Genomic DNA, 287 nt, shown 5'->3' on the forward strand with positions numbered 1-287 from the left:
CTCCCAGATCGCTTTTGCTACACCACTTTCCTCATTTGTAGCTGTGACAAAATGGCATTGAGCTTTAACATAATTGTCTGCATTCCCCATAGCAACCGCTCTTCCAACCCTTTGAAACATCGATAAATCATTGTAATTGTCACCAATCGCCATCGTTTCCATGAGCGAGATTCCTTTTTCTCTTGTAAAATGATCTAAAGCAATTCCTTTTTGCGCTTCTACGCCATTAATCTCTAAATTTTCTTTCCCAGAAGAACTTAAAGCAATTCCCTCTATTTCTTTTAGCT

The 287-nt window shown here is 38.7% G+C and carries 1 protein-coding gene; it reads right to left on the reverse strand.

Annotation, left to right across the window (positions count from 1 at the left end; translation table 11 throughout):
* Positions 1 to 287, reverse strand: a 287-nt coding sequence (locus PZE06_RS29065; protein ID WP_275792549.1) for an HAD-IIB family hydrolase, incomplete at both ends; no start/stop codon positions are given.

The sequence above is a fragment of the Robertmurraya sp. DFI.2.37 genome (assembly GCF_029211245.1).
In the GTDB taxonomy this organism is placed as follows: Bacteria; Bacillota; Bacilli; order Bacillales; family Cytobacillaceae; genus Robertmurraya; species Robertmurraya methanolica_A.